Below are 24045 nucleotides of genomic sequence, written 5' to 3'. Positions count from 1 at the left end.
GACCGCGAGTGATTGCGATCACGAACTCCCCGCCCGCCGCCCCGGCGCCGGTCCCACATACCTTGCCCTTGGCCGGATCAACTTCCCGAACTGCAATTGCTCGCTGGCATGCGCGATCCAGCCGGCGCTGCGGGCCATCGCGAACAGAGCGAGCTCGCTGCCGGCGGGCAGGCGCAGCGCGTGCACGAGGACGGCGAGTGCATAGTCGATGTTGACGAATTCGCCGGTGGCTTCGGCGATGCGCTCCGGCACTTCGCGGGTGAATTTGCGCGGCGCGCCGGCGCGTGAGAGCGCGTTGAGCAGCGATTGCGCGCGAGGATCGCCGCGCTTGTAGACGCCATGGCCGAAGCCGGCGAAGCGTTCGCCGAGCGCGACGCGCTCGCGCACGACAGGCTCGACGTCGCGGTCGACCAGCGTCTTGACGAGCTGCGAGGCCAGCACGCCGGCGCCGCCATGCTTCGGCCCCTTCAGTGCGGCGAGGCCGGCGATGACGGAATCGTAGAGGTTGAGCCCGGTAGAGGCCGCGCAGCGCGCGGTGAAAGTCGAGGCGTTCAGCTCATGGTCCGCCAGCAGCACCAGTGCGCGACGGATCAGGTCGGGCGCGTGCTTGTTGTCCGCCGCCCAGGCTGTTGCGATTTGCTGGTGCAGGGCCTCGGCCGACGGCCCGGCATTGAGCATGGTCGCGACCAGCAGGCGGACGATGCGCGCGCCGACCAGCGCGCGGCCGTCGGGCGCGCGGGTGAAGGCACGCGGATCGGCGCTCGCGGCCAGCGCCAGCACCGCGATGGCGCGGTCGATCGGGGCCGCCCGGCGCGCGGCCTGCGCGATCGTGCGCATCTCCTCGGAGAGCAGCGGGAGATTGTCGGGTGCGAACGGATCGACGCGGGAGACGTCCCACAACAACGTCGCGGTGTGCTCGAGCGTGTCGTTTTCCGAAAGGTCGACGCAGTTGACGCCGCGGTAGATCGCGCCGTCCTCGGTGATGGTCGAGATCTCGGTGTCCATCACCGGCAGGTCGGCGTCGAAGCTGCGCAGCCCCCGCGGCTCCGGCGACGGCACCCGGCGCTCCTTCAGTGCCCGCACGTCCTCGGCGCGATAGCGGTTCTTGCGCGAATCCGCCGTCGGCTCGGACCGGATCAGGCCACGGCTGACATAGGCGTAAAGCGTGGCCGGGGAGATCGCGAGTTCGGCGGCGGCTTCGCGGGCGGACAGGTACAGCCCATCGGAATTTTTCATATTGATTTACGTAATCAAGATTGATCAATCTGTCGAGAGGTCCGACCTTTCCGTCCGTGTGAAAGGAGACAGGCCATGAACATCCACCTCACGAAGAGCCAGATCGGGCTGGACGGCGTTCCCGCGGCCGAGACCGTGCTGAGCCATGTCGATGGCGAGCGCGGCGAGCTAATCATTGCCGGCGAGCATGTCGGCCGGCTGGCGAGCCAGTCGAGCTTTGAGGGCGTTACCGCCCGGCTCTGGAATGGCGCCAGCAAGACCACCCTCACCGAAGCCAACGTGCGGGCGAGCCTCGGTGCGGCTCGCGAGCGCGCCTTCGCACGCCTACCGGACCTGCTGGCGGCGACGCGCGGCATGGGCATCATTGACGGGTTTCGCGCGGCCGCCGCGGGACTTCGCGCCGAGCCCGGGCTGGAGAACGAGGCCACTATCGTCGGCGCATTTCCGGTGATCGCGGGCGCGCTGGTCCGACGCGCCAAGGGGCTCGAGCCGGTCGCACCCGATCCCGATGTGAGCCATGCCGCCGACACGCTGCACATGCTGCACGGGCGCGCGCCTGAAACGCGCGAGGTCACCGCGCTCGATGCCTATCTGGTCACCGCCAGCGACCACGGCATGAATGCCTCGACCTTCACCGCGCGCGTGGTGGCCTCGACGCAAGCCGATCTGTTCGCCGCCGTCACTGCTGGCTATTGCGCGCTCACGGGTCCGCTGCATGGCGGCGCGCCGGAGCCGGTGCTGGAGATGCTGGATGCCATCGGCTCGCGCGAGCGGATCCAGCCCTGGGTCGACGCGGCGCTGGCGCGCGGGGAGCGGATGATGGGCTTCGGTCACCGCGTCTATCGCGTGCGCGACCCGCGCGCCGACGTGCTGAAGGCCGCGATCGAGGCGCTCGCCTCAGACGGAGCCGACCTGCCGTTCGCCGGCGAGGTCGAAGCCTATATCCGCGCCGCCTTGCGCAGGAAAAATCCGGATCGGCCGATCGAGACCAATGTCGAGTTCTTCACCGCGATCCTGCTCGATGCACTCGCGATTCCGCGGCAGGCGTTCACGCCGATCTTTGCGGTGGCACGTAGCGCAGGCTGGACCGCGCATGCACGCGAGCAGCAGCGGACGGGACGGTTGATCCGGCCGAGTTCGTCCTATGTGGGTGCGATGCCGGAGGGGTGAATCTCGCTTCGACAACGCCGGAGTCTCCGGACTGGCGGGTGCGCAACGTGCCCATCAACCGTTACCACTTTCCAACGAGTTCATTGGATATGGGCACGGCGCAATGGCGTTTCGCGCTCATAAGCATGCACGTGAGGAGGAATGTGCGACGGAAGGACTCAGACGTTATCGGGAACAATGCGGCCAGCAGCGCATTCACGCTCGCCCCGAAAAGGTCTTCGAAGGGGCGAACAATAAAAGGAACAGAAATGAAGAAACTCGCTTGCGCCCTCGCTGCCGGAACGCTGCTCGCAATCTCGTCCCTCGCCGCCCCCGCCAATGCGTTGCCGGCTCAGCCGATCCCCGGCGCAGCAATGTCCGGTGACGCCATGAACGCGCGCTATCACTACGCTCCGCGACGCGTTTGTACCGTGCGCACGGTGGTCACGCGCGGCCATCATGGACGCCGCATCGTCAAGCGCGTCCGGGTCTGTCGGGTCAGGTAAACGCTCATGATGCCGTCCGCTTCCGCGGGCGGCATCCCATTACGGCGCAAGGCTCTAGGCTTCCCGCACCACCGTCTTCAGATAATTATACGCCTTGATGATCTCGATCAGGCGATCTTCGGTAGAGCGGTCGCCGCCGTTGGCGTCGGGATGATGCTGCTTCACCAGCGCCTTGTACTTGGCCTTGACGTCGGCGAGCGTGGCGCTGGGGCCGAGGCCCATGACCTGGAGCGCCTTGCGCTCGGCGTTCATGACCTTGCGCGTCTCGGCCTTGGGCGCAGCTTCCGGGCCCTTGCGCCAGCCGGTGCGGCCGTTGATCTCGGCAAACATGTTGAGCGGATCCGAGGCCATGTCGATCTCGGCTTCCGCACCCTTCTTGCCGCCATTGGCGCCCATCTTCCAGGTCGGGCGATGGCCGGTCAGTGCATCCTTCTGATAGCGCGCGACCGCGTCGGCATTCATGCCGGAGAAGAAATTGTAGTTCTGGTTGTACTCGCGGACGTGATCCAGGCAGAAGTGCCAGTACTCGCGCTGGTTCTCGCGGCCCTTCGGCGCGCGGTGCGATCCCTTGTTGGCGCAGCCCGCCCATTCGCAATTGACCGCGGTGTCGCGCGGCTTCACTTCCGGCTGCTTGCCCCGCGGCTTCACGCGGATGGAGTCGAAGAACTTTGATGAATCGATCGGCATGGCAGACTTTGACTACGCAATGCAAAAACCTTCAAGTCTTGACATTGCAATTCGCTGAGCACCCGGCCGCAACGACCTTGGACGTCCGGGTATTGACGGGATGCGATTGCGCACCTTTAATGGCACACATGGCCATGAAAGACACTATCAGCAACAAGTTGCAGGAAGCTTTCACGCCCGAAAGCCTGCAGGTCGTCGACGAGTCACATTTGCATGAGGGCCACGCCGGCCATCAGCCGGGCGGCGAGACGCATTTCCGCGTCTATATCGTGGCTGCCGCCTTCAAAGGGAAGAGCCGGGTCGACCGCCACCGCATGATAAATTCGGCGCTCGCCGCGGAACTCTCCGGCGGCGTGCACGCGCTCGCAATTCAGGCACAGGCGCCGGGGGAAGGGTGACTTGTCATTCCGGGGCGGCTCGAAGAGCCGAACCCGGAATCTCGAGATTCCGGGTTCGATGCTTTGCATCGCCCCGGAATGACTGAGCGTCTAAAACGATGTCCCGGCCCGTCTCGGCTTAACCTCGTCCAGCTCTGCGTCCCGCGACACCGGCGAAATACGGAGCGCAGTGATGCGGTTGCGTTCGCGGCGGAGGACGCGGAAGCGGAAGCCATGGAAGGTGAAGCTCTGGCCGCGGTCGGGGATCGAGCGCGCCTCGTGAATGACGAGGCCTGCGACCGTGGTTGCCTCTTCGTCGGGCAGATGCCAGTCGAGCGCGCGGTTGAGATCGCGGATCGGGACCGAGCCGTCGACCACGACGGAGCCATCGGGCTGACGGCGCACGCCGGCGACGACCACGTCGTGCTCGTCTGAAATGTCGCCGACGATCTCCTCCAGAATGTCCTCGAGCGTCACGAGGCCTTCGACCTCGCCATATTCGTCGACGACGAGCGCGAAATGGGTCTTGCGGCGTCGGAACGCCTTGAGCTGCTGGGATATCGGCCGCATCTCCGGCACGAACCAGGGCGGCAGCATGATGGTGGTGACGTCGATGCGCGAGGTATCGCCGTCCGCGGCGCGGATGGCCCGCAACAGATCCTTGGCGTGCAGGATGCCGATGATGTTCTCCGACTTGTCGCGCCACAGCGGAATGCGGGTGTATTCGGTCGCCAGCACCTCCCGCACCAGCTCCTCCGGAGGCAGGTCGGCATTGATCATCACCATGGCGGTGCGGTGAACCATCACGTCGGACACCGTCAGCTCGCCGAGCCGGAAGACATTGTGAATGTACTCGGCCTCGCCGCTCTCGATCTTGCCGTGCACGGCCGATTCCTCGACCAGCCCTTCGATCTCGGAATCCGTCAGGATCTCGTGCTGCGAGAACTCCTGGACGCCCATCAGGCGCAGGATCGCGCCAGATGCCGTGTTGAGACACCAGCTCAGCGGGTAGAACACCAGGTAGGAAAAATAGAGCGGATAGGCGATCCACTGCGACACCGGCATCGGCTCCCGGATCGCAAGCGTTTTCGGCACCTGCTCGCCGATGATGATGTGCAGCGAGGAGAAAACCAGAAAACCCGCCACGAACGAGACGAAGTGCAGCGTGGCCTCCGACAATCCGAGCGGGCTGAGGACGGGGCTCAGCAGCGCGGACACGGTCGGCTCACCGATCCAGCCGAGACCGAGCGAGGCCATGGTGATGCCGAGCTGGCAGCAGGCGAGATAGGATTCGATGTTCTCCATCATGGTCTGCAGCAGACGCGCGCCGAAGCGGTTCTGCTCGACCATGGCCTTGACGCGGAAGCCGCGGCTCTTCACCAGGGCAAATTCTGCCGCCACGTAGAACGCGTTGGCGGCGAGCAGGAGGAAAGCAAGCAGCAGATTGATCGAGATCGAACTCATGTATGCCTCGCGGCCGCTCCGGCCTTCCGCCCCTGTCCGCAGGCGGCACGTCCGGACGATCCCGTCATCGCGACAGCTTCGACTGCAGGAAATCGCGCACCAGCGCCGGCTCGACGTCCTTGGCGATCACCGCACGCCCCACCGCCTCCAGCAGGATGAAGGTGAGCTTGCCGCGCTTGACCTTCTTGTCCTGCGCCATCAGCGCCATCAGCGCGTCGGCGTCGGCAAGGCCTTCCTGCGCGAAGCCCGCGATGTCCTGCAACCGCGTCGGCAGGCCCGCCTCGATCAGATGGCGCTCGACACGGGTTGCGTCCAACTCGCCGATCATTCCGAGGCTTGCCGAGAACTGCGCCGCCAGCGTCATGCCGATGGCGACGCCCTCGCCGTGGAACAGGCGGTCGGAGAAGCCGGTCGCAGCTTCCAGCGCGTGACCGAAGGTGTGGCCGAGATTGAGTAGCGCGCGCTCGCCGGTCTCGCGCTCGTCGCGCGACACCACGCCCGCCTTGGCGCGGCATGAGGTCGCGATGGCGTGCTCGCGCGCCGCCCCGCCCCTGGAGATGTCGGCATGGTTCTTTTCCAGCCAGCTGAAGAAGGCCTCGTCGCCGAGCACGCCGTATTTGGCGACCTCGGCATAGCCGGCGCGGAACTGGCGCGGCGACAACGTGTCGAGCACGGCGGTGTCGGCGATCACAAGCACCGGCTGGTGAAAGGCCCCGAGCAGGTTCTTGCCCTGCGGCGAATTGATGCCGGTCTTGCCGCCTACGGAAGAATCGACCTGCGCCAGAAGCGAGGTCGGCACCTGCACGAAATCGACGCCGCGGCGCAGGATCGCCGCCGCAAAGCCGGCGAGATCGCCGACCACGCCGCCGCCGAGCGCGATCACGAGATCGTTGCGCTCGATTTTTGCGGCGATCAGGGCCTCGCTGACCTTTTCCAGGCCCGCATAGGTCTTGGAGATCTCACCTTCCTCGACCACGATGCGCGAGGTCGGAATGCCGCTCGCGGCGAGCGAGGCTTCGGTCGGCTCCAGCCAGAATTTTGCGACGGTGCGGTCGGTCACGATGGCCGTGCGCACGCCGGGGCGCAAGGCCGCGACCCGTTCTCCAAGCGAAGACAGCACGCCGCGGCCGATCACGATGTCATAGGCGCGGTCGCCGAGGGCGACGTCGACCTTGATGGGATCGGAATGTTTCAACGGCGCAGTCATCTTGACGCACTCGCAATGTCGGCAGGCGGTTGGGCTGGCTGTCCGCCGCAGAGACGGGCGTGCAGCGCCTCGATGCATTCCTCGACGATCCTGTCGTGCGGCACGTCGCGCGAGGCGATGGTGAGGTCGGCATTGGCATAGATCGGCTCGCGCTCGGTGAGAAGGCGCGTCACGGTCCCTTCGGGGTCGGCGGTCTGAAGCAGCGGACGATCGGCCCGGCGGCGCACGCGGCGCATGATGACGTCGTGCTCCGCCTTCAGCCAGACCGAGACGGCTTTCGCCGCGATGCGCGCCCGCGTCTCCTCGCGCATGAAGGCGCCGCCGCCGGTCGCCAGCACCAGCGGACCACCCTCGAGCAGGCGCGCGATCACACGGGCCTCGCCGTCGCGGAAATGCGGCTCGCCGTGACGTTCGAAGATTTCCGGTATGGTCATGCCGGCGGCCGCCTCGATCTCGGTGTCGGCATCGACGAAGGGCAGCTTGAGGCGGGCCGCGAGGCGCCGGCCGACAGTGGATTTGCCGACCCCCATCATGCCGACGAGCACGATCGCGCGCGCCCCGAGCGCCGACAGGATGTCGGCCTCAGGCGAAGCAGGAAGCGGCAACGCGGCGTCGGACATCGTCGACTGGATCTCGCTCGAACTGCCGCGAGATGCGGCATGGTTTGGCCACCTATACGACCCCATGGGGGCCCTCGCCAGAGGACTCTTGCCACGAAACGGCGAACATGTTGGATGATTTCATTGGCTAATTTGGCTGCCGCGCCCCTACCCCGAGACCCCAGACCGATGCCGAGCCTGTTCCGCTTCCTGACGGTCGTCGCCGTGATCGCCGGCATCGTCTATGGCGTGGTCTTCGCGCTGGCGAACTTTGTCGCGCCCAAGTCGCGGGAAATGACGGTGACGATCCCGCCGGATAAGTTTCTCAAGAAATAGGCGCTAGCCTCCGAGGCATGCCCAGCAAGCCCTCCGATACCAAGCTCACCGGCCTGTTCCTCGACATGCTCGCGGCGGAACAGGGCGCCGGGGCCAATACGCTCGATGCCTATCGGCGCGACCTCACCGATTTCTCGGAATTTCTCGGCCAAGCCGGCCACACCTTCGTGGATGCGCAGACGCAAACGCTGCGGGACTATCTCGCCGATCTCGACACGCGCGGCTTCAAGTCCACCAGCGTCGCGCGGCGGCTGTCGGCGATGCGGCATCTCTACCGCTTCCTGCTGAACGAGCGCATCCGCGGCGATGATCCCGCAGCGATCCTGTCAGGCCCGAAGCGCGGCCGCGGCCTGCCGAAGGTGCTGTCGATATCAGATGTCGACCGCATGCTCCGCCGCGCCAAGGAATTGAGCGAGGCGGAGGATGCCTCGCCGTCAAAGCGACTGCGTGCCTTGCGGCTCTACTGTCTGCTCGAGGTGCTTTATGCCACGGGCCTGCGTGTCTCCGAGCTGGTGGCGCTGCCGCGCTCGGCCGCCAAGCGCGACGCGCGCATGATCGTGGTGCGCGGCAAGGGCAACAAGGAACGCCTGGTGCCGCTCAACGAGGCCTCGCGGCAGGCGATGGCGGATTATCTCGCCGCCACGGAGGCCGCGAAGACCGAGAAGAAGAAAGACGGCCTCGCCGCGTCGAAATGGCTGTTTCCCTCGTTCGGTGAGAGCGGGCATCTGACGCGGCAGCATTTCGCCCGCGACCTCAAGGAGCTTGCGGTCGCCTCGGGCTTGCAGGCCCGGCTGGTCTCGCCGCACGTGCTGCGCCACGCCTTTGCCAGCCACCTCCTGCACAACGGTGCCGACTTGCGCATCGTGCAGACCCTGCTCGGCCACACCGACATCTCCACGACCCAGATCTACACCCATGTGGTCGAGGAGAGGCTGAAGAGCCTGGTGCGCGATCTGCATCCGCTGGCGGAGAAGTAGGGATAGATGAGAGGTCTCGTGCCCCGGACGCAGCGCAGCACGTAAGTGATGCGCTGCTGAGCCGGGGCCCATGCCGCTTGCTGGGTCCCGGCTCTGCGCAGCAGCGCTAAAGAAGCGCTGCAGCGCGTCCGGGACACGACATCGGGGTCGGGAGGACAACCGAAACCGCCTTGACTTCCGCCACATCTCCGCGGAAAGAGCCGTGGCCTTTCGAGTGATTTGGCGGGGCGGCAGGAGCGACAGGCTAAGCCATTGAAGAAGCTACACTTCTTTTCGCTGAACCAAACCCGCTTCGCCTCTCAGCCCCGTCCCCCTATATTGAGTTGATGCAAGACCAGATGCGCAGCTATCTCGACTTCGAAAAGCCCGTCGCCGAGCTCGACTCCAAGGTCGATGAATTGCGCGCGCTGGCCGCCACCGGCGCCGACATCTCTGATGAGATTGGGCGCATCGAGGACAAGGCGGCGCAGGCGCTGGCCGACCTCTATCAAAACCTGACGCCGTGGCAGAAGACACTGGTGGCGCGGCATCCGCAGCGGCCGCACTTCAACGACTTCATCAGAGGCCTGATCACCGAATTCACCCCGCTCGCCGGCGACCGCAAGTTCGGCGAGGACGAGGCGCTGGTCGCCGGCTTCGGCCGCTTCCGCGGCGAGCCGATCTGCGTGATGGGCCAGGAAAAGGGCGATTCCACCGAGAGCCGCATCCGGCACAATTTCGGCATGGCGCGGCCCGAAGGCTATCGCAAATGCGTGCGGCTGATGGAGATGGCCGAGCGCTTCGGCCTGCGGGTGCTGTCGCTCGCCGATTCCGCCGGCGCCTATCCCGGCATCGGCGCGGAAGAGCGCGGCCAGGCCGAAGCCATCGCGCGCTCGACGGATGCGTGCCTCGCACTGACCGTGCCGAACGTTGCGATCATCACCGGCGAGGGCATGTCGGGCGGCGCCATCGCCATCACCACCGCCAACAAGGTGCTGATGCTGGAGCACGCGATCTACAGCGTGATCTCGCCGGAAGCAGCATCCTCCATCCTCTGGCGCGACGGCACCAAGGCGCAGGAAGCCGCCAACAACATGAAGATCACCGCACAGGACATGCTGCGCTTCGGCGTGATCGACCAGATCCTGAAGGAGCCCGTTGGCGGCGCCCACCGCGACCCCGCCGCCATGATCGCCACCACCGGCGATGCCATCGCCAAGGCCTTCGACGAGCTCCGCGGCCTGGACGGCGACGCCATCCGCAAGCAGCGGCGGCAGAAATTCCTCGATATCGGCCGGAAACTGGGCTGATTCGCCACGATTCCGGTGCCGTAGGGTGGGTTAGGCGCAGCCGTAACCCACCACTTCTGTCTCCGCGGCGATGAAGAGGTGGGTTACGCTGACGCTAACCCACCCTACGAGACCTCCCCTGCAGCCCCCGGTAACCCTGCGTTAACCCTTTTTTTGCCCAAATCGGCGATCTGAGTCCGGGACGGGCCGAAAGCCCTAGTTCCGTCCCAAGTCACGCCCAAAGTCGCGTCCGTTCATTCTTCGTTGACCATGCCCTTGGGCCAACGGCCTCGTGATCCCCGCCCGGGTTGCGACCACATGACCCAGAGGTTAGAATTTTAATCAATGGCTTCAGGGCATAAGCGCTGGAGCATGGTCTGGACGAGCCCGTCGCGGCGGGTCGGTTTCGGGTCGGATCATGAGCCAAACGAATTGGGGTTTGCGCTTGCTGCCCGGCACGGTGTGGGGTCGATCTTGATTTCTCGTTCGCTTGCGCGCGCGCTCTTGACTTCGGTTGCGCTGATGACGGCCGGCGGCCTGCTGGCCGGCTGCAACAGCGACCAGATCTCGCTCGCGACCAACGCCAAGGCCAATCAGCCGGTGCCGCCGAAGCTGATCGCCGCGATGGCCGAGAAGGACATGGATCTGCAATCGCCGATCCTGGTCCGCCTGTTCAAGCAGGAGGCCGAGCTCGAGGTCTGGAAGCAGACCCGCTCGGGCCAGTTCGCGCTGCTCAAGACCTATCCGATCTGCCGCTGGTCCGGCGATCTCGGCCCCAAGGTGCGCGAAGGCGACCGGCAAGCGCCGGAGGGCTTCTACTCGATCAATCCGGGCCAGATGAATCCGCAATCGGCCTATTACCTCTCCTTCAACACCGGCTATCCGAATGCGTTCGACAAGGCGCTCGGCCGCACCGGCTCGCAGCTGATGGTGCATGGCGATTGCTCCTCGCGCGGCTGCTACGCCATGACCGACGAGCAGATCGCGGAGATCTATTCGCTCGGGCGCGAATCCTTCTTCGGCGGCCAGAAGGCGTTCCAGCTGCAGGCCTATCCGTTCAAGATGACGCCGGTGAACATGGCCAAGCACCGGAACAATCCGAACATGCCGTTCTGGAAGATGATCAAGCAGGGCTATGATCATTTCGAGGTGACGCGGCAGGAGCCGAAGGTCGATTTCTGCGAGAAAAGATACGTGTTCGACGCCGCTCGGCCGGCGGATGCCAAGCGCGATCTGGTGTTCGACGCCTCGGCGAAATGTCCGGCCTATGTGATCCCCGAGGAGATCGCGAGCGCAGTGCGCGAGAAGCAGGCCAAGGACGAAACCGAATACGCAAGGCTCGTCGCCAAGGGCACGCCGGTGGCGCGCATGAACACCGGCATCGACGGCGGCATGAACAAGGTGTTCGCCGCCAAGATTCCGGAAGGCTCGACCGGGCTGTCCGAGGGCGCCGAAGGCACCACGCTGCAAATGCTGGCGATGGCCAGGGCGCCGGGTACGATCCCCGGCCACGTCAACCCGCCGAAGCCGAATCTCGACGCGGTGGCAAGCGCGCCCGCGCCGCAGGAGGAGCCGGTGGTCGCAGTCAGCGCGCCAAGCACCCGCGTCGCCTCGGCTCAGCCGGCGGAGAAGTCTCAAGGCGGCGGTTTCTTTTCCAATCTCGGCCGCAAGATGGGCATAGGCTCATCGGAAACCACGGCAACCACGCCGCCGCCGCAAGCCACCGCATCTGCGGCGCCGGCCCAGACGCCCGTGACGCCGCCGACGGCAGCGTCGCGGCTCAAGGCCGCCGTCACGAGATTCGTGCCGGGACAAGACAAGAAGGATGCCGCGAAGGACGCGCCGAAGCCGGCTGTTGCCGCCGCCAAGCCGGCAGAGCCGCCGAAGCCGCAGCCCGACACGCGCCTTGCCCAGACGCGCCCGCCGCTGAAGCCGTCGCTGAGCGATGGCGCGGGCGAAGCGACGCAGATCATGGGCGCCGCGCCGGTGGTGCCGTCGAACTCGTTCGAGAGCCGCTTTGGGGCGGTGAGATAGGGGCGTCGGTCCCGCAGCGAGGACTCTCCGCACAAATTTGGTCATCGGTTGGTTCCCTCGAGGAACCGGCGCGACGCTGGTTGTGCCGGATTGCTCACCCGGATCACCCAGCTATAGTTACGGCGCAACCTCTTTGGCGCTGCGCATTAAGTGGATTTGGGTATCGATCATCTGATTGACCGCATCTACGAGGCCGGGCTCATACCGTCATTGTGGCCCGAGGTCCTCCATGAAATCGGCAACGCCATCGGCGGCAATGGCGGACTGCTTTTCGCGGTTCGCGACGGCTATGTGAGCGGGGTCAATTCCGTCAATCACGACCAGACCATGCCTCGCTTCTTGCAGGAGGGTTGGAGTGAGCGCGATCCGCTGCTGCCCCGCGCCGCCGCTCTCAACTACGCCGGCTTCCTGAACGATGGAGACCTTCTATCGGAAGAGGAGATCGCGACCAATGACGTGTACTGCAATTTCTACCGCAGGCACGGCATCGGCTACCGGGCCGGGACTCTCATTCCAATACCGAGCGGCGATTCGATCGCGATCGTCATGCCGCGGCACCACGACAACGGACCGGTGCCGCGCGACGTCGTCTTGTTCCTCGATGGCTTGAGGCCTCATCTGGCTCGGGCGTCCCTGACTGCAAACCGCCTTGGATTCGAGCGCGCACGCGCGCAAGCCGATGCTTTGCAGGCCATTGGGCTGCCGGGGGCGATACTGCGCGAACGAGGCAAGTTACTCGCGGCGAACGGCCTGTTCGAAGCGCTGATGCCGTCGCTGTTCCAGGACCGCGCAGATCGGTTGACTTTGACCGATGTCACTGCCGACGGATTGTTCTCGGCGGCGCTGGGGCGCTCGTTCGTGGGCAACGGCCCGACCGTCAAATCCCTCGCCATCGCAGCGGCGATCGATCGCGTACCGATGGTGCTGCATGTCGTCCCGGTGCGCGGATCGGCACGCGATATCTTCACGCTGGCCACCTTCATGCTCATCGTCACACCCGTCGATCGCGGCGCGGTCCCGAGTGCGGAAGTCCTGCAAGGGTTGTTCGACCTGACGCCGGCAGAGGCCCAGGTCGCGCGTGGAGTTGCCCAGGCCGGATCGATCGATGCACTCGCGGTCAGACTCGGTGTGACGCGCGAGACTGTGCGCACGCAGCTCAAAGCCGTGCTTTCGAAGACGGGCCTTTCCCGTCAGCAGGAACTCGTCAGCTTGCTCGCTGGCAAGGCATTACAGGGCGGCTAGACCCATCTCCCGTCCCGCATCGCCCTTGCTCTCGATGGCCCCAGGCCGGACTTTGCCTTGGAATCTCTTTCACCCAAATGGGTGAAGACAGCGGTCGGAGCGCTGGGTTGAAGTTGATCCGGTTGGATGAAGGGCGAGAAGCGGCGACAATGGTCAGACCGGAGTTTCCGACGTTCGAAGTGACTTTGGTGCAGCGCAAGCGAAAAAGATGGGCCTGGAGCGTCTGCACCAGCCAAGGAGCGGTCGTGGTCCGGGGGCGGGAAGCAAGTCGATCTGCCGCAAAGTACCAGGCCGAACGCGCACTTTTCATGCTGCTTCTGACCGCGCCCTATTGGTCGCGACTTCCCGCATAATCGCGACGTACCGGATGCTCCGCTTTCGCGGAGCATGACTGCTGAGTTCGCCGTGAGACGTCTCGCGCGCATCGGTTACGGCGCCAGATACCGCATCAGCTCCGGATTGCCCCTGACCTCCCCCGCCTGGCCCTGCAGTGCGACGCGGCCGCGGTCGAGCACATAGGCGTAGTCGGCGACGCGCAGTGCGAGATCGAGGTGCTGCTCGACGATGATGACGGCGATCTCCTTGGCGAGCTCGATCAGGCGCTCGGTGATCTCCTCAATGACGCCGATCCAGACGCCCTCGGTCGGCTCGTCCAGCAGCAGCAGTTTCGGATCGCCCAGCATGGCGCGGCCGATCGCGAGCATCTTGCGCTCGCCGCCGGAGAGCGTACCAGCGGGCTGGTCGAGCCGCTGGCCGAGCTTGGGGAAGATGGTCAGCACGTGATCGACCGCGTCGGCCTTCTTGCTCGCGAGCGAGCCGACGGCAAGATTGTCGCGCACCGACAGGCGCGCGAACACCGAATGCTCCTGCGGTACGTAGCCGATGCCGGCGCGCACGCGTTCCTGGGTGGCGCGGCGGCTGATGTCGCGGCCATCGAAGGCGACCTCGCCCTTCCAGGCCGGCAGCTCGCCGACGATGGTCTTCATCAGCGTGGTCTTGCCGGCGCCGTTGCGCCCGAGGACGGCGACGCCGCCGCGCCAGGGGATGCCGAGCGTGACGTCGAACAGGACCTGGCTGCGGCCATAGCCGGCGTCGAGATGCTTGATGTCCAAAAATTCAGGCACGGCGCAGATAAATCTCCTGGACGGACGGGTTGGCCTGGATCTCCGGCACCGTGCCCGAGGCCAGCACCTTGCCCTGGTCCAGCACGGTGAGGCGATCGCAGATGTCGCGGATGAAATCGAGGTCGTGCTCGACGATGACGAGCGAGCAATGCTGCTTGATCGGCTGCAGCAATTCGCCGGTGACGCGGCGCTCCTCGAGGCTCATGCCGCCGGTGGGCTCGTCGAGCAGCAGCAGCTTCGGCTTGCCGGCGAGCGCCATCGCGATCTCCAGCCATTGCTGCTGGCCATGCGACAGCGCCGCCGCCGCCTCGAAGGCGCGGTCGGCGAGGCGGAACTGGCTCAGCATGGTCATGACCTGGTCGTGCAGCGCGCCCCGGGTGCGCGAGAACACCAGGTCGAACAGCGAGGACTGCGCCTGCAGCGCGAGCAGGATGTTGTCGTACAGCGTCAGCGACGGGAGCACGGAGGTGATCTGGAACTTCAGGCTCATGCCGGCGCGGGCGCGCTCGGTCGGCGTGAACGCGGTGATGTCGGTGTTGACGAAGGAAACCTTGCCCTGCGTCGGCACTTCGGCCCCCGCAATGCACTTCATCAGCGTGCTCTTGCCGGAGCCGTTGGGGCCGATCAGGCCGTGGAATTCGTTCTCGCCGACGGTGAGCGCCGCGCCGTCGAGCGCGGTCAGCTTGCCGAAGACCTTCTTGATGCCGGCGGCCTCAAGGAGCGGCATCGCGCTTCTCCTTTGGCTTCGCGCCGAAGCTACCGACCCGCTCGCGCTCGCCAAGGACGAAGCTGATCAGGCCGAGCGGGCGGAACAGGATCACGAGCAGCAGCAGCAGACCGAGGATGATCGGCCAGATGTCGCGGTAATTGTCCGAGAGCCAGAAGCTGACGCCCTCGACGATGATGGCGCCGATCACCGCGCCGATCAGCGTGCCGGAGCCGCCGAACAGCACGTAGAGCACCACCTGCGTGGAAACCACGACGCCGACCATGTTGGGCCAGACGAAGCCCTCATGAAAGGCATAGAGGCTGCCGGCAAGGCCCGCAACGGCGCCGCCGATGGTGAAGATGATCGCCTTCAGGTGCTGTGCCTTGTAGCCGAAGAAGGCGATGCGCTGCTCGTTCTCACGGAGCCCTGCGAGCGCCAGACCGAATTGCGAGCGCACCAGGAAGCGGCAGAGCAGATAGACCACGACGAGGATGCCGAGCACGAGATAATAGAACGCCGGGCCTTCCGTGAAGTCGTATGACCCAAGCGACATCGGCGCGATCGAGGGGATGCCGTTCTGGCCGCCGAGATAATACCAGCCGCGCGCGAGGCGATCGGCGGCGTAGGAGCCGGTCAGCGTCCCGAGCGAGACGAAGATCACGCTGGAGGGATGCCGTCCCAAGAGCAGGAAGCCGCCGAGCAGCAGCGCGAAGGTGAGGCCGATCAGCGTTCCCGCCGGCAACACGAGGAAGATGTTGGTGACGTTGAGGTCGCGCGCGAGCAGCGCGACGCCATAGCCGGCCGAGCCGAAGAACAGTGCCTGGCCGAAGCTCATGATACCGGCATAGCCCCAAACCAGGTCGAACGACAGCGCGAACAGCGCGAGGATGATCACGCGCGTCGCGAACACCGTCAGATAGTCCTGCAGCACCAGCGGCGCGAGCAACGCTGCGACGAGCACGACGCCCTCGACGATCGGCAGGATTTTTCGTCCCGCGACAGCCTGAGTCATCGCCACGCGTTCGGTCATTCCGACGTCCACCTCACCGCCAATCTCAGCGGCAACTGCCTGTTTGGCTCCACTCATCGATTTCAGCATTCCAAGCTAGAGCACCTTGTGGCGGACGCTGCACCTCTCCCCAACGGGGAGAGGTCGGATTGCGGAGCAATCCGGGTGAGGGGCCGCAGCAATGACTGAGACTGTACCCCCTCACCCGGACCGCGCCGGACGATGCTTCGCATCGCCGGGAGCGATCCGACCTCTCGCTCCGGGAGAGGTGAAGAAAAATCAGCATTCCTTGGGATCGACGAGGCCGTTGCTGCGCGCGACGATCTCGTAGTTTCCGCCCTTGGCGACGGCGGTGTACATCTTCATCTTGCAGTGCCGCTTGCCCGGCACCATCTCGGCCGGCCCACCCGGACCTTCGGCGATCTTGGCATGGTCGAGCGCGGCGGCGACCGATTCGCGATCGATCTTGCCGGCTTCCTTGACGGCGGCCTCCCACAACTTGAGGCCGCGGTAGGTGCCCGTGGCAGCGCTGCCGGCCGCAAACAGGAAGTTGCCAGGGAAATCCTTCTCGTAGGCCGCCTGGATCTTGGCGTCGAACGGGTTCTCCTTGGTCAGCACCTTGAAATAGTCGAGGCAGCTCGCGAGCCCCTCGATCTCGGCGGCCTGATTGATGTTGAGCGTGTTCTCGTCATAGTAGACGCAAGCGAGGCGCCCGCCGTTCTTGAGGAAGCCGGCTTCATAGAGCTGCTTGAAGAACGGCCCGACGCCCGGCGGAATGACGGTGTTGAAGACGACGTCGACCTTGTTGGAGATGATGCGGTTGACGGTCGAGGAGAAATCGACCTGGTCGAGCGGATAATACTCCTCGAACACGACCTCGCCGCCGTTCGATTCGATCACCTTGCGGGCGTAGACGTTGAGCGTGTGCGGCCAGACATAGTTGGCGCTCGGCAGCGCGAACTTCTTGCCGCCGTTCTTGATCAGCCAGGGAATGAACTCGTCGCATTGCTGCGCCGGGGTCGGTCCGGTGCAGAATAGATAGGGTGTGCACTCCTTGCCCTCGTAGAGCTGCGGATAGATGTAGAGCGTCTTGCCGCGCGCCACGATCGGGTCCTTGATCGCATTGCGCATCGAGGATGTGATGCCGCCCAGCACCATGTCGACCTTGTCGCGCTGGATCAGCTTGCGCACGTTGCCGACGGCGACGGATTCGTTGGAAGCGGTGTCCTCGATGTAGAGCTCGAGCGGACGGCCGAGCAGGCCGCCGGCCGCGTTGATCTCCTTGATCACCATTTTCGCGACGTTGGCGTCGGCGTTGCCGGCATAGGCGATCGGGCCGGTGAGGTCGGTGGCAATGCCGACCTTGATCGGGGCCTCGGCCGCGTTGGCCCAGGGCGCCGGGATCACCCAGCTGCCGACGCCGGTTGCGACCGCACCGGAGGCGAAGGCGAAATTGGAGAGGAAACGGCGGCGTGAGAGCTGTGTACGATCGAACATGACTAAACCCCTTTTCCAGCGATGAGGCCCTGCGGGCGAAATTTGATGAAGACGATGGCGAGAACGAAGACGAGGACGTCGGCGACGACCGGCGCCATCACCCAGGGCAGCGCGGCGCTGAGCGTGCCGATGACGCCGGCACCCGCCACCGGACCGATGAAGGAACCAACGCCGCCGACCATGACGGCGACGAAGCCCTGGATCAGGAAGCGCAGGCCGAGATCGGCATAGAGACTGAACACCGGCACGATCAGCGCGCCGGCAAGGCCTGCGAGCGCCGAGCCGAACGCGAAGGTCGCGCCGTACATCAGCGGGGTGGAAATGCCCGACGCGCGCGCCAGCGACGGGTTCTCCAGCGTGGCGCGCATGCGCAGTCCGAAATTCGTTCGCGACAGCAGCAGATAGCAGCCGGCCATCACCAGCAGCGTGATGACGATGATGGTGAAGCGCCAGGCCGAGATATGCATGGCACCGATGTCGATCGAGCCGCCGATCGGCTCGGGCACGGTGAGGTAGAAGCCGCCGATCAACCCGCGGACGGCTTCGCGGATGATCAGGCCGAGCGCATAGGTGCCGAGCATGGCCACGATCGGTGCGGCGTAGAATCGTCGGATGATCAGCGCCTCCAGCACGAGGCCGAGCGCGCCGACCACGAAGGGCGCCGCGACCATGCCCGCCCAGATCGGCAGGCCCTTGGCATAGGCGAGATAGGTGATGTAGGCCCCGAGCAGCACGAACTCGCCCTGCGCGAAGTTGAAGATGCCCATCATGCTGGCGATGATCCCGAGCCCCAGCACGATCAGGACGATGATCGCGCCGAAGCTCAGGATCTCGAACGCCGCGACGAACGCGTTAGCCATGCGTTGCGTTTCCGACGAGTTGAAGCAAAGCTTTCCTCACATCTTCTTCCAGTCGCCGATCTGCTCGAAGGCATGGGCGGCGCGGTAGATCGTGGTTTCCTCGAACATGCGGCCGACCAGCATCAGGCCGACCGGCAGGCCGTCGACCATGCCGCAGGGCAGCGACATCGCCGGATGATGGGTGATGTCGAACGGCGCGGTGTTGGAGATCATCTCCAGCGCGCGGGCGACATATTCCTCGCGGCTGGCATTGGGCTCCGGCAGCTTGGTCGCCTTCATCGGCGTCGTCGGCATCAGGAGCAGGTCGTAGTCCCCAAACGCCTTGTCGTAGGCGGCCGTCAGCCGGCGCGAGATGTTGAGCGCCTTGCCGTAGAAGCGCGGGCCGAAATTGTTGTTGATGTAGGTGCCGAGCAACATGAAAAGCTTCGTGGTCTCGGACAGCGAGTCGGCCTGCCGGCGCCAGCCGCGATGGAAGTCCATCAGCGAGGTCGAATAGAGATCGCCGCGGGACAGGCCGTAGCCGTCGCCGAACATCATGGTCTGGGTCAGGCCTTCGGTGCCGATCGGGGTCCAGATCGCGCCACCCAACAGGTGCATCGGGATCGAGACGGTCTCGACCGTGGCGCCGAGGTCCTTGAAACGCTTTGCGGCCTCTCGCACGCTTTCGTTCACCGCCGCTTCCGCAGTCGGCTGCTCGAAGCCTTCCTTGACGATGCCGATCTTCATGCCCTTGACGCCCTGGCCGAGCGCCTTGGTGTATTCCTCGACCTTCGGGGACTTGATGCGCGGATCGTAGCCGTCGTCACCGGCGAGCACTTCGAGCAGCAGCGCATTGTCTTCGACCGTCGCGGTCATCGGGCCGGTATGATCGACATAGATCTCGATCGGCATGATGCCGGTATAGGGCACGAGGCCCCAGGTCGGCTTCATGCCGTAGGTGCCGCAGAACGAGGACGGCATGCGGATCGAGCCGCCCTGGTCGCCGCCGATCGCCATGTCGACCTCGCCGAGCGCGACCACGACGCCCGAGCCCGACGACGAGCCGCCGGCCGAATAGCCCATCTTGTGCGGATTGTGCACCGGACCGTAGGAGCCGGTGTGGCTGCCGCCGGACAGGCAGAAATGCTCGCAATGCACCTTGCCCTTGATCTCGGCGCCGGCATCCAGCATGCGGGTGACGATGGTGGCGTCGAAATCGGGCACATAACCTTCCAGCGTCGACGAGCCGTTGGTCATGGGCACGCCGGCCAGCATGATGTTGTCCTTCAGCGCGACGGTCTTGCCCTTGAGCTTGCCGCTGGCGGCGCCCTTCACGGTCGACTTGCGATACCAGGCATTGCGCGGGTTCTCCTCCGCCGACGGCCGATAGCCGGGCGTCCTCGGATATTTCACCTCCGGCAGTTCATCCGGCATCGTGGCGACGAGATTGTAGGCTTCGATCGAGCCCTGCATCAGGCCGCGAAACGAGGCGACGTCGTCGTCGGTGAGCGAAAGGCCACACTGCTCGGCGACACTGCGAAGCTGGGCTGGCGTTGGAAGGGCAACTGTCACGGCGCTCTCCTTGAAGGCTTCTTGATCCCTGGCGTTTGGACGGAAGCCGCTCGCTGGCGCCCTGCACGGCGCGGGCCAACCGGCTTCACGGGATTACTAGAGACGGAAATATTTTCCTTTTCAAGAATTATTTCGCAAGGTCGCTGCGGCGTGTCGGCGGGCGCCGCTCAGAGCGTCCTGAGGATCCTGAAGTCGAGCCCGTCGGCCTCGGCGAGATACATCGGCATCTCGGCGCGGCCGTCGCGCAGCGTCACCGGACCGCGGCCGGCCGTATAGACCGTGTTGCGCGCGGCCTCGAGCAGCGGACGAAAGGCGAGCGAGCCGGCGCGGTTGGCCACCGACTCCAGGAAGCGCAAGCCCTCATAATTCGACTGGCCGACGGAGCCGACCGGCGGCGCGTTGGCGCCGAACATGGCGTGGTAGCCGCTGAGGAACTCGTCGTTGGCGCGCGAGGCCATGCAGTTGAAATAGCCGGACGCACAGAACAGATTCTCGGTGTTGTCGGCGCCGATGCCGAGCAGCACGGTCTCGTCCATCGCGCCACCAAGCCGCAGCGTCGACGTCGCAAGGCCCGCTTCGGCGAAGGCGCGGTTGAAGGTGATGCTGTCGGTGCCGATCAGCGAGATCAGCACCACGTCGGGCCTCGCCGCACGGATGCGCGCCAGGTGCGGCTCGTGGTTGTCCTCGCCGACGGGCACGAACTCCTCGCCGACGACCTGCCCGCCCGCCTCCTTGATGTAGCGTTTCACGGCGCGATGCGACTGCCAGGGCCAGACATAGTCGCTGCCGATCAGGTACCACCGCGCCGCCTTCTTGACGTCCGCGAGCCAGTGGATCGCGGGCCGGCTCTGCCAGCGCGGCGTCTCGCCGATCGCCATCACGCCCGGCGTACGCTCGCCGCCTTCGTAGACGGGGGTATAGATGTAGGGGATGCGGTTGCCGGTGACCTTGCGCAGCGCGACGCGGACCGCGCTGATATGCGAGCCCATGATCAGGTCGACCTCGTCGAAGGCGATCGCCTGCTCGGCGCGACGCACCACCTCCTCGATCGGGCCGCCGGAATCGTAGATCGACAGCTCGAGTTCGCGGCCCAGAATGCCGCCGCGCTTGTTGATCTCGGCCACTGCGAGCATCGCGCTGTTGGTGGAGCTCGGCCCCCAGATCCCGGGCGAGCCGGTGAAGGTGAGGAAATTGCCGATGCGCAGCTTGTTGCGCGCGCCGCGGCGCTTCATGAAATGGGTGTCAAATGGCGACAGGTCGAAATCCGCCGCCGATGACGACAAATTCCTGAACAGCAAGGACGGCGGCAACGCCGAGCCGCCGTGAGCCGGGAAGTTCACCGTCGCGCGCACGCCAACTCCTGTCTGGGACCAGACCGAAAGCACATTCTTCGAGCGGCCGCGGCTTCCGCCCTTTTGTTAGGCAGCGATCCTATTTTGAAAATATTGAATATTCAAGAATTGAAGTGCATATAGATGCAGCATCGATTGCAAGACATTCACTCATTTGGGTCAAGGCGAAGTCTCAGCCGTGGCAAAACCGCCGAAACAAAATTCCCCGATCACCGAACACCTCGCTTACCTGCTCGCGCAAGCCAACCGGGAAATCAACCGGCAGCTCGAACTGCGGTTGAGTAAGGAAGGGGTCCCCGTCGAGCAATGGCGTATCCTGAAAGTGCTGTCGGACGGCAATGGCCATTCGATGGGCGAGCTCGCGGACGCCGTGCTGCTCAACCATCCGACGCTGACGAAGATGATCGACCGCATGGTCTCCGACACGCTGGTCTATCGCGTGCAGGACCCGAACGACCGCCGCAAGGTGCTGATGTTCATCTCCGACCGCGGCAAGGTGCTTTGCAAGAAGCTCAACTCGCTGGCGGTGGACCAGGAGGAGCACATCCTGGAAAGCTACGGCGACAAGCCGACGAGCGAGCTCAAGCGGCTTTTGGAGAGCCTGATCGACAGTTCCAATTGAGCTTGTCTGATTGAGCTTTGCGCATGCTTTCGGGCCTTGGCCGCGCCGGCATCACGGGAACCAAAGACGCAACTTGGGGTTAGTCCCGGCTCGCACGGCCGTGGAGAACATGTCCGCCAAGCCGATCCGGATTGTTCAACCGTTACGACGGCGCAAATGACACCCTCCGTATTGATTGTCGAAGACGAAATTTTCGTCGCCAGCGACATTGCACGCATCCTCGAAGACGCGGGCTACCGGGTCGCGGCCATCGCGGCGGATCGCAGGGAAGCGTTGGAGGCAGCACCCCAGGCGCAGATTGCGCTGGTGGACGTCAACCTCAGGGACGGCTTGACCGGGCCGCAGATCGCGCTGGACCTTGCGCGGGATTACGGCACCAAGATCGTGTACGTCACGGCAAATCCTGCGCAGATCAAGCCGAGGGCTGGCACCGCGATCGGCTTCATCCGCAAGCCGTTCAGTGACGAAGCCATCCTCACGGCAGTCCAGCACGCCGCCGGCGCGACCAAAGCGGTCCACTCGGCGGACGTCACGTTCTTTGCAGGACCGGACGGCTCATCGACGTCTTTGGGATCCTAGCCTCGACCTGAAGGCCGTCGGGATCCCAGGTGTAAAAGACCTTTCCACCGAGCTGATTGGACATGCTGAGGTTGATCAGCCGCGAGCCGAAGCCTTCGTTGCGCGGCGGCTGCTCAAGCTTAGGACCGCCGCGCTCGATCCACTCGATCGCGACGTCGTCATCCGCTTCGCGAATGTCGATGACGACCCGGCCGTCGAACGTCGAGAGCGCACCATATTTGGCGGCATTGGTCGCAAGTTCGTGGAACGACAGCGCCAGCGGCGTTGCAGAGCGATCATCGATCCGGAGATCGTCGCCCTTGATCGAAACCCGCTCGGTCCCGGATTGGTAGGCCGACAGCAACTGCTCCAGGAGACCCTTGAGGGTCGCCTGAGGCGCGAGCGGCTGTGACCGTGCGCTATGCGGCCGGACGAAATCGTGCGCCTTGCCGAGCGACATGATGCGCGCACGCAACTCGTCGGCAGGCCCCTTCAACTCGGGATGGCTCCGCGTCGACAGGCCAATCAATCCGTTGATGACCGAAAAGATGTTCTTGATGCGATGGCTCAGCTCCTGGCTGACCATCTCGCGCTGCTCCATCAGCAGCTTCTGCTCGTGAATATCGGTGCAGGTCCCGAACCAGCGGGTGATGTTGCCGTCGGAATCCCGGATCGGCAAAGCCCGTCCGAGCGTCCAGCGGTATTTGCCCTCGGCGTCGCGCAGGCGGTACTCGATCTCATAAGGTTCGCCGGTCCGCAGCGCATGCCGCCAGCGTTCCCAGGCTCGCTCCTGATCCTCGGGATGAAACATCCCGTTCCAGCCCTCGCCATCGGTGGACCCTTCGGGCATACCGGTGAACTCGTACCATCTGGCATTGTAGTAGTCGTGATGGCCGTCCGGCAGCGTCGACCACACCATCTGCGGCATGGTGTCTGCAAGAATGCGAAACTTCTGCTCCGTCTCTGATAGCGCCTGCTTTGCAACCGCCTCGTTGGCCGCCTGAAGCTTTGTCTTGCGGCGCGAACCGAGCACAGCCATGACTTGGGCTGCCATGACCCGCAGTCCCTGCGCCTGCAGCGGTGTCAGGCTGGCCCGAGGAGCGCGATCGATGACGCAAAGCGCGCCGAGGGGAAATCCGTCATCGGCCACGAGCGGCGCCCCGGCATAGAACCTGATGAACGGCTCGCCGATCACCAGTGGATTCTCGGCAAACCTCGGGTCAAGTGTCGCATCGGGCACAACCATGAGATCGGGCTGCAACATGGCATGCGCACAGAACGACGATTCGCGCGGCGTTTCGCAGAGATCAATCCCCTGCTTGGCAAGAAAGCGCTGCGTCGTGTCTTCCACCACGCTGATCAGGCAGATCGGCGCGTTGCACAGCGCCGCGGCGAAGCCGGTCAATTCGCCGAACGCGGCGACGTCGGCTGCATTTGTCAGGTCGTGCGCTGCGAGCACCGCAGACCGGGAAGGCAGAGAATAGTCCGCAGATGTCATGAAAAATTCGGTCCGGCGCGATTGCATCTGTCATCGAGCGCAATCGCATCGAAGCACTCCCTGCGGTCTTCGCAAACGCGAATTCGAGGGAGCAACGATGGACTACCTGCCCGTGACCCGCCGGGGCGTCCCCGCCAAGGTCCTATCTATAATAACATCTGTTAAAAGCGGTTCCGCCGACAT

General features: G+C 64.8%; 23 protein-coding genes. 10 read left to right on the top strand and 13 right to left on the bottom strand.

The window, feature by feature from the left end; translation table 11 throughout:
- Nucleotides 1–18: 18 nt before the first annotated feature.
- Nucleotides 19–1236: a citrate synthase family protein gene (locus tag AC3WLX_RS26010; RefSeq protein ID WP_492338084.1), complete on the bottom strand. Its 1218-nt coding sequence runs from the start codon at nt 1234–1236 to the stop codon at nt 19–21.
- Between the two features lie 75 nt (nt 1237–1311).
- Here AC3WLX_RS26010 and AC3WLX_RS26005 point away from each other — a divergent pair, with 75 nt between their 5' ends.
- Nucleotides 1312–2406, top strand: a complete 1095-nt coding sequence (locus AC3WLX_RS26005; protein WP_492338083.1) for a citrate synthase/methylcitrate synthase — start codon at nt 1312–1314, stop codon at nt 2404–2406.
- 248 nt (nt 2407–2654) lie between these two features.
- Nucleotides 2655–2891: a hypothetical protein gene (locus AC3WLX_RS26000; RefSeq protein WP_291619642.1), complete on the top strand. Its 237-nt coding sequence runs from the start codon at nt 2655–2657 to the stop codon at nt 2889–2891.
- A 54-nt stretch (nt 2892–2945) separates the two neighbouring features.
- Here AC3WLX_RS26000 and AC3WLX_RS25995 read toward each other — a convergent pair whose 3' ends face one another.
- Complete coding sequence (locus AC3WLX_RS25995) at nt 2946–3578, bottom strand: J domain-containing protein (protein WP_291619643.1); 633 nt, start codon at nt 3576–3578, stop codon at nt 2946–2948.
- A gap of 128 nt (nt 3579–3706) precedes the next feature.
- On the opposite strand from AC3WLX_RS25995, the gene AC3WLX_RS25990 reads away from it, so the two are divergent.
- Nucleotides 3707–3976 (top strand): BolA family protein, encoded by a 270-nt coding sequence (locus AC3WLX_RS25990; protein WP_492338082.1) that lies wholly within the window; start codon nt 3707–3709, stop codon nt 3974–3976.
- A gap of 90 nt (nt 3977–4066) precedes the next feature.
- On the opposite strand, the gene AC3WLX_RS25985 is transcribed toward AC3WLX_RS25990, so the two are convergent.
- From AC3WLX_RS25985 to AC3WLX_RS25975, 3 genes are all read right to left on the bottom strand, one after another.
- Entirely contained in the window at nt 4067–5419 is a 1353-nt protein-coding gene (locus AC3WLX_RS25985) for a hemolysin family protein (RefSeq protein ID WP_291619645.1), read from the bottom strand.
- Nucleotides 5420–5483: 64 nt separating this feature from the next.
- Nucleotides 5484–6626 carry a 3-dehydroquinate synthase gene (aroB, locus tag AC3WLX_RS25980; RefSeq protein ID WP_492338081.1) on the bottom strand — a complete coding sequence of 381 codons (1143 nt, stop codon included), beginning with the start codon at nt 6624–6626 and terminating at the stop codon, nt 5484–5486.
- Nucleotides 6623–7246 (bottom strand): shikimate kinase, encoded by a 624-nt coding sequence (locus AC3WLX_RS25975; RefSeq protein WP_291619663.1) that lies wholly within the window; start codon nt 7244–7246, stop codon nt 6623–6625. Before AC3WLX_RS25975 ends, aroB begins: the two co-directional genes overlap by 4 nt.
- 168 nt (nt 7247–7414) lie before the next feature.
- Between AC3WLX_RS25975 and AC3WLX_RS25970 the strand changes: the two genes are divergently transcribed.
- The 5 genes from AC3WLX_RS25970 to AC3WLX_RS25950 all read left to right on the top strand — a co-directional run bounded on the left by AC3WLX_RS25970 (nt 7415) and on the right by AC3WLX_RS25950 (nt 13082).
- Nucleotides 7415–7561, top strand: a complete 147-nt coding sequence (locus AC3WLX_RS25970; protein ID WP_492338080.1) for a histidine kinase — start codon at nt 7415–7417, stop codon at nt 7559–7561.
- A gap of 17 nt (nt 7562–7578) precedes the next feature.
- On the top strand, nt 7579–8538 hold the full coding sequence (gene xerD, locus AC3WLX_RS25965) for a site-specific tyrosine recombinase XerD (protein ID WP_492338079.1): 960 nt from the start codon (nt 7579–7581) through the stop codon (nt 8536–8538).
- Nucleotides 8539–8864: 326 nt separating this feature from the next.
- Nucleotides 8865–9827, top strand: coding sequence for an acetyl-CoA carboxylase carboxyltransferase subunit alpha (locus tag AC3WLX_RS25960; protein ID WP_492338078.1), 963 nt, complete (start codon nt 8865–8867; stop codon nt 9825–9827).
- Nucleotides 9828–10280: 453 nt separating this feature from the next.
- Nucleotides 10281–11840 carry a L,D-transpeptidase family protein gene (locus AC3WLX_RS25955; RefSeq protein ID WP_492338077.1) on the top strand — a complete coding sequence of 520 codons (1560 nt, stop codon included), beginning with the start codon at nt 10281–10283 and terminating at the stop codon, nt 11838–11840.
- A 150-nt stretch (nt 11841–11990) separates the two neighbouring features.
- A complete protein-coding gene (locus tag AC3WLX_RS25950) occupies nt 11991–13082 on the top strand; it encodes a helix-turn-helix transcriptional regulator (RefSeq protein WP_291621423.1) in 1092 nt (363 codons plus the stop codon).
- A 428-nt stretch (nt 13083–13510) separates the two neighbouring features.
- Here the strand turns inward: AC3WLX_RS25950 and AC3WLX_RS25945 are convergent, their stop codons facing one another.
- The 7 genes from AC3WLX_RS25945 to AC3WLX_RS25915 form a co-directional block, all read right to left on the bottom strand.
- Entirely contained in the window at nt 13511–14206 is a 696-nt protein-coding gene (locus AC3WLX_RS25945) for a branched-chain amino acid ABC transporter ATP-binding protein (protein ID WP_492338076.1), read from the bottom strand.
- Entirely contained in the window at nt 14199–14933 is a 735-nt protein-coding gene (locus AC3WLX_RS25940; RefSeq protein ID WP_291621419.1) for an ABC transporter ATP-binding protein, read from the bottom strand. Before AC3WLX_RS25940 ends, AC3WLX_RS25945 begins: the two co-directional genes overlap by 8 nt.
- A complete protein-coding gene (locus tag AC3WLX_RS25935) occupies nt 14920–16014 on the bottom strand; it encodes a branched-chain amino acid ABC transporter permease (protein ID WP_492338075.1) in 1095 nt (364 codons plus the stop codon). The genes AC3WLX_RS25940 and AC3WLX_RS25935 overlap by 14 nt, the downstream gene beginning before the upstream one ends.
- A 189-nt stretch (nt 16015–16203) precedes the next feature.
- On the bottom strand, nt 16204–17421 hold the full coding sequence (locus AC3WLX_RS25930; RefSeq protein ID WP_492338074.1) for a substrate-binding protein: 1218 nt from the start codon (nt 17419–17421) through the stop codon (nt 16204–16206).
- A 2-nt stretch (nt 17422–17423) separates the two neighbouring features.
- Nucleotides 17424–18281, bottom strand: a complete 858-nt coding sequence (locus tag AC3WLX_RS25925; protein ID WP_492338073.1) for a branched-chain amino acid ABC transporter permease — start codon at nt 18279–18281, stop codon at nt 17424–17426.
- A gap of 36 nt (nt 18282–18317) precedes the next feature.
- Nucleotides 18318–19832 carry an amidase gene (locus tag AC3WLX_RS25920; protein ID WP_492338072.1) on the bottom strand — a complete coding sequence of 505 codons (1515 nt, stop codon included), beginning with the start codon at nt 19830–19832 and terminating at the stop codon, nt 18318–18320.
- A gap of 167 nt (nt 19833–19999) precedes the next feature.
- Nucleotides 20000–21184, bottom strand: coding sequence for a substrate-binding domain-containing protein (locus tag AC3WLX_RS25915; RefSeq protein WP_492338071.1), 1185 nt, complete (start codon nt 21182–21184; stop codon nt 20000–20002).
- A 178-nt stretch (nt 21185–21362) separates the two neighbouring features.
- Here AC3WLX_RS25915 and AC3WLX_RS25910 point away from each other — a divergent pair, with 178 nt between their 5' ends.
- Together AC3WLX_RS25910 and AC3WLX_RS25905 are read left to right on the top strand one after the other, a co-directional pair.
- Nucleotides 21363–21806, top strand: coding sequence for a MarR family winged helix-turn-helix transcriptional regulator (locus tag AC3WLX_RS25910; RefSeq protein ID WP_036042586.1), 444 nt, complete (start codon nt 21363–21365; stop codon nt 21804–21806).
- Between the two features lie 36 nt (nt 21807–21842).
- Complete coding sequence (locus tag AC3WLX_RS25905; RefSeq protein WP_492338070.1) at nt 21843–22385, top strand: response regulator; 543 nt, start codon at nt 21843–21845, stop codon at nt 22383–22385.
- Here the strand turns inward: AC3WLX_RS25905 and AC3WLX_RS25900 are convergent.
- Entirely contained in the window at nt 22336–23862 is a 1527-nt protein-coding gene (locus AC3WLX_RS25900; protein WP_291621405.1) for a sensor histidine kinase, read from the bottom strand. The two genes, AC3WLX_RS25905 and AC3WLX_RS25900, sit on opposite strands and share 50 nt — an antisense overlap.
- Nucleotides 23863–24045: the final 183 nt, after the last annotated feature.

The organism is Bradyrhizobium sp. FW305-F6 (genome assembly GCF_058782905.1).
The sequence above is the reverse complement of the archived record's forward strand: the minus strand, read 5'-3'. Positions and strand labels throughout refer to the sequence as shown.

What these genes read in the sequence shown, in the direction of transcription:
- AC3WLX_RS26010 (WP_492338084.1), bottom strand. Translation starts at nt 1,236, where the DNA reads ATGAAAAATTCCGATGGGCTGTACCTGTCCGCCCGCGAAGCCGCCGCC.
- AC3WLX_RS25990 (WP_492338082.1), top strand. Translation starts at nt 3,707, where the DNA reads ATGGCCATGAAAGACACTATCAGCAACAAGTTGCAGGAAGCTTTCACG.
- AC3WLX_RS25935 (WP_492338075.1), bottom strand. Translation starts at nt 16,014, where the DNA reads ATGCTGAAATCGATGAGTGGAGCCAAACAGGCAGTTGCCGCTGAGATT.
- AC3WLX_RS25930 (WP_492338074.1), bottom strand. Translation starts at nt 17,421, where the DNA reads ATGTTCGATCGTACACAGCTCTCACGCCGCCGTTTCCTCTCCAATTTC.
- aroB (WP_492338081.1), bottom strand. Translation starts at nt 6,626, where the DNA reads ATGACTGCGCCGTTGAAACATTCCGATCCCATCAAGGTCGACGTCGCC.
- xerD (WP_492338079.1), top strand. Translation starts at nt 7,579, where the DNA reads ATGCCCAGCAAGCCCTCCGATACCAAGCTCACCGGCCTGTTCCTCGAC.
- AC3WLX_RS25985 (WP_291619645.1), bottom strand. Translation starts at nt 5,419, where the DNA reads ATGAGTTCGATCTCGATCAATCTGCTGCTTGCTTTCCTCCTGCTCGCC.
- AC3WLX_RS26005 (WP_492338083.1), top strand. Translation starts at nt 1,312, where the DNA reads ATGAACATCCACCTCACGAAGAGCCAGATCGGGCTGGACGGCGTTCCC.
- AC3WLX_RS25925 (WP_492338073.1), bottom strand. Translation starts at nt 18,281, where the DNA reads ATGGCTAACGCGTTCGTCGCGGCGTTCGAGATCCTGAGCTTCGGCGCG.
- AC3WLX_RS25970 (WP_492338080.1), top strand. Translation starts at nt 7,415, where the DNA reads ATGCCGAGCCTGTTCCGCTTCCTGACGGTCGTCGCCGTGATCGCCGGC.
- AC3WLX_RS25960 (WP_492338078.1), top strand. Translation starts at nt 8,865, where the DNA reads ATGCAAGACCAGATGCGCAGCTATCTCGACTTCGAAAAGCCCGTCGCC.
- AC3WLX_RS25975 (WP_291619663.1), bottom strand. Translation starts at nt 7,246, where the DNA reads ATGTCCGACGCCGCGTTGCCGCTTCCTGCTTCGCCTGAGGCCGACATC.
- AC3WLX_RS26000 (WP_291619642.1), top strand. Translation starts at nt 2,655, where the DNA reads ATGAAGAAACTCGCTTGCGCCCTCGCTGCCGGAACGCTGCTCGCAATC.
- AC3WLX_RS25940 (WP_291621419.1), bottom strand. Translation starts at nt 14,933, where the DNA reads ATGCCGCTCCTTGAGGCCGCCGGCATCAAGAAGGTCTTCGGCAAGCTG.
- AC3WLX_RS25900 (WP_291621405.1), bottom strand. Translation starts at nt 23,862, where the DNA reads ATGACATCTGCGGACTATTCTCTGCCTTCCCGGTCTGCGGTGCTCGCA.
- AC3WLX_RS25995 (WP_291619643.1), bottom strand. Translation starts at nt 3,578, where the DNA reads ATGCCGATCGATTCATCAAAGTTCTTCGACTCCATCCGCGTGAAGCCG.